This window comes from Arthrobacter sp. 3Tela_A (assembly GCF_049311025.1).
Classification (GTDB): domain Bacteria; phylum Actinomycetota; class Actinomycetes; order Actinomycetales; family Micrococcaceae; genus Arthrobacter_B.
Map to the genome: position 1 here is coordinate 1 of NZ_JAXIOM010000102.1, position 3,669 is coordinate 3,669.

Consider the following 3,669-nt stretch of genomic DNA (forward strand, 5'->3'; position numbering starts at 1 on the left):
GCTGCAGCCCGCACGCAGGGACTGCAGCCGGCCGGGAACCTAGAGGTCCTGGATGCTCGAGGCCTTGTCGGCTTCGGCGCTGACCGCGGCTTCGCGGGCGGCGTTGCGCCGTGCGCGGCGCTTGTCATTGATGAAGCACAGCCCCACGGCCACGGCGAAAAGCACCAGCAGCGGAGCGGCGAGGTAGAACATGCTCAGGGCGTCACCGCCCGGCGCTGCCATGGCAGCGAACAGGCAGATGATGAACACGGTGATCCGCCAGTACTTCACGATCGTCTTGCCGCTCAGCAGCCCGAGCAGGTTCAGGCCCACCATGACCACCGGAATCAGGAAGGCGATGCCGAAGGCCAGCAGCAGCCGCAGTACGAAGGCCAGGTACACGGACGCCGTGATCACGTTCGCGGCGCCTTCGGGCGTGAAGTCGGTCAGGACGCCGACGGCGTTGGGCAGGATCAGCCAGGCCAGCCAAACGCCCGCCAGGAACAGCGGAACGGCAGCAGAGAGGAAGCCCAGGGCAGCGCGGCGTTCCTTGGTCTTCAGGCCGGGAGTGATGAAGGCCCAGAGCTGATACAGCCAGAAGGGGCTGGAAACCAGTACGCCGATGAAGACGGACACCTGGATCATCTGATCAAACGACGTGGCCACGCCGTCGAAGTTGATGGTGGCCAGACGGCCCTGCTCCTCCGAGAGTTCCCGGACCGGGCGTGTCAGTTCGTTGAAGACAGGCATGTACAGGAAGAAGCCGCCCACGGTGCCCAGGACCACTGCAATGGCAGCCTTGAACAGCCGGTTGCGGAACTCCTTCAGGTGCTCCTTGAGGGCCATCCGCCCTTCAGGGTTGGATTTGCGCCCCCGTTTCAGCGCCACAGCCGCTACGGGTTGGCGGGCGGATTACCGCTGCCGGTATTGGGCCCGGAAGGCGGCGTGGTTCCCGCTGCCGGTCCCTGCTGCGGGGCAGCCTGGCCCGGGTTGTTGACGACGCGGCCTTCGACCGGGTCCCCGTCCGTGGCCGTGGTGTTTTCATCTTTCATCTGGCGAACCTCGGACTTGAAAATCCGAAGTGACTGTCCGACGCTGCGCGCCAGTCCCGGCAGCTTCGGGGCACCGAAGAGCAGGATCGCAATAACAATGATGATGACAATGTGCCAGCCTTCTAGGCGCATGCCGGTGTCCTTTCGTTTGAATGCATTTTATGTCAGAGGCCGGGGATGTCGCGCCAGGCCCGCGGTTGTCCGCGCAGGGTCCGGCGCTGCACACGGCGTTCACGCCGGGCCTCTTTCCGGGATGCTTTGCCTTCTTCGTACCGGATGCGTTCAGCCTCCGGATCCGCGAAGACTGCGGCCTGGAAATCCGCGGCCGGAGCCGGTGGAACAGGTGCAGGGATGAAGGACAGCCGCTCCCCGGCTGACTGGACTTCGCGCAGCACTGCCATGAATTTGCGGAAGAGCCGGTAGCCGATTAGGACGTACAGCAGCAGGGCCACCGCTGTGAGGGCAACCCAAATCAGAATCCACGACCACCAAGGCATGTTTCCAGCATAGTGGAGGGCAGCGGTGAAGCGGCGCCAAAACGGGTGCGCGGGGTCAGGGCTTCACCGGCTGTTCATTCGTAATTAGCCGCAGCCTCGTCCAGCCAGGCCTGGGTAGCGAGGCGCAGAGCCTCCGGATCCAGTACTGCGCCGGAGCCCGCCAGCCGGGCGATAAAGCCCGGAATCCAGCCGGTGTTGGCCGTCCGCAGGACTACAGCCTGGCTCCCGTCCGGCAGCTGGGCCCGCCGCTCGGCGTGGTAGGCATCCGCCGCCCATGCGGCATCAGGCAAAAGGCGGATTGTGACAAACTCGTCCGCCTCGCCGGGAGTGAAAAGACTGGAGGGGAACTGGGGATCGGCAACGGGCAGATCCCCGGCGGCTTCGCCGTGGTCCGTGGCGGAGAGGATCCTGTCCACGCGGAAGAACCGTCCGGCCTGTGCTTTGTGGCACCACGCGTCGAGGTACCAGATGTTGTTGTCCGAGAAGATGCGCCGGGGATCCACCACCCGGTCCGAGACCTCGTCACGGCTGGGAACGACGTACCGGATGGCCAGGCGCCGCCGGCCGGTGACAGCCTGCTGGAGTTCCTTCAGCAGATCCGGGGAAATCCCGCCGGGAAGGAGCTCAGCAGCCAGGGACGTTCCGGCGCCGGCGGCCGCACCGGCCGCTTCGGTGAGCTTGGCGTGGGCGGAAGCAACGGCGTCGGTAGGGGCAGCCCCGGGAAGAGCGGCAAGGGTGTCCAGCCCCACTACCAGGGCAGCGGCCTCATCCATGGACAGGCGGACGGGCTGCGAGAGATTCTCCGCGTTGTCGATGTAGATCTCGCCGGTCTCGAAGTTCACGTCCATGAGGCCGTTGGGGTAATACCGGGGGCCGCTGACGAACAGCAGGTTCAGGTCCGAGGCGAGCTGTTCCGCGCTGACGCCGAATCTACCGGCAGTCTCGGCAAGGTCCGCGCCCTGGTTGGCCAGGACGTAGGGAACCAGGTCCAGCAGCCGGCTGAGTCTTTCCTGTGCGCCGGCGGCCTTGGGTGCGGTACTGCGGGCGGCTGCCGGGGCCGGAAACTCCGGGACCGGCTCGGCCTGGAAACTTCGGGCACGGGCCAGGACTGTACGCGCACCAGTCCGCAGTTCGGGCGGGTGGACGGCACGGGCAGCAGAGCCCAGGGCAGCCGCATCGGCTGCAAGGGCGTCAAGGTCGGTGACGGTGAACCAGAGCCTGTCCCATCCGGAGGGAGGCGAAGGCAGTGCAGCTTCCGGGTCCGCCGAGCCGCCGGCGCGGAGACGCAGCTCAGCGCCGGCACCGGCGCGGACGTCCACCGCCGCGGCCACGGGAGCGAAAACAGTATCCAGCGAAGCCAGCGAGGCATGGATATCGAAGTCCTGCGGCACGCTGTAACTGCCCCTGGCGGCCGAGACATCCGTTGTCATCCGCGACAGCCGGAACCAGCGTTCAGCATTCCGGTCCGTGTCCCAGCCCACCAGGTACCAGTGGCCGTATCGTGAGCCCATTCCCCACGGCTGGACGCTGCGGGAAGATTCGGTGCCGTTCGACGCCCGGTAACCGAAGGTAATCGGAGTTCGGTTCGTGACAGCGCGGAAGACCTTGTCGAAGTTAGGGTCCGCCGTGCGGATCGCGGGGTGGACCGGACTGGCGGCGGCGTCTTCGGCAAGGACGCCGCGGGCGCGGAGCTTGCGCAGCGCGCGGGCCGCAGCGGAGCCGAGGGAAGCCTGTTCCCACATCTGGGCAGCAAGGGCCAGGACCGCGGATTCGGCCGGCGTGAAAGAGACTTCGGGGAGCCGGTACTCCTCGCTGCGGATGCGGTACCGCTGCAGGGAATTGTCCTGCTCATAGAGCGGGTCTTCGCTGTAGGACTCCACGGGTATGCCCTGTTCGCGCAGGAACTTCTTGTCCCGGTCGAAGAGCTTTTCCCGGGCTTCGGCGGTAGCAGCTTCGGAATAGAGCTCGATTTCCTCGAAGAGTTCCTGCTTGGTGAAACCGCGCCGGGTCGAGAGCAGGGCTATGACCAGGTTGAGCAGGCGCTCGGTGCGCTTTTCGGCAGATTTGGCAGACACACGGCTAATCTACCGCCGCCGGGCCCCGATGCACGCAAAGGGCGGCCCGCCGGATCACATGTGACC

General features: G+C 66.1%; 4 protein-coding genes. All 4 read right to left on the reverse strand.

Translation table 11 applies throughout. From position 1 onward, the window contains the following. Window positions 1-39: 39 nt before the first annotated feature. Window positions 40-825 (reverse strand): twin-arginine translocase subunit TatC, encoded by a 786-nt coding sequence (gene tatC / locus TVC13_RS17855; protein WP_422402469.1) that lies wholly within the window; start codon window positions 823-825, stop codon window positions 40-42. A 47-nt stretch (window positions 826-872) separates the two neighbouring features. Beyond that, window positions 873-1,163, reverse strand: coding sequence for a Sec-independent protein translocase subunit TatA (gene tatA, locus TVC13_RS17860; protein ID WP_422402470.1), 291 nt, complete (start codon window positions 1,161-1,163; stop codon window positions 873-875). Between the two features lie 32 nt (window positions 1,164-1,195). Next, the gene (locus TVC13_RS17865) at window positions 1,196-1,528 is read right to left on the reverse strand and encodes a hypothetical protein (RefSeq protein WP_422402471.1); all 333 of its coding nucleotides are present in this window, start codon (window positions 1,526-1,528) and stop codon (window positions 1,196-1,198) included. Between the two features lie 74 nt (window positions 1,529-1,602). Further along, window positions 1,603-3,603, reverse strand: a complete 2,001-nt coding sequence (locus TVC13_RS17870) for a helix-turn-helix transcriptional regulator (protein WP_422402472.1) — start codon at window positions 3,601-3,603, stop codon at window positions 1,603-1,605. Window positions 3,604-3,669 lie beyond the last annotated feature (66 nt).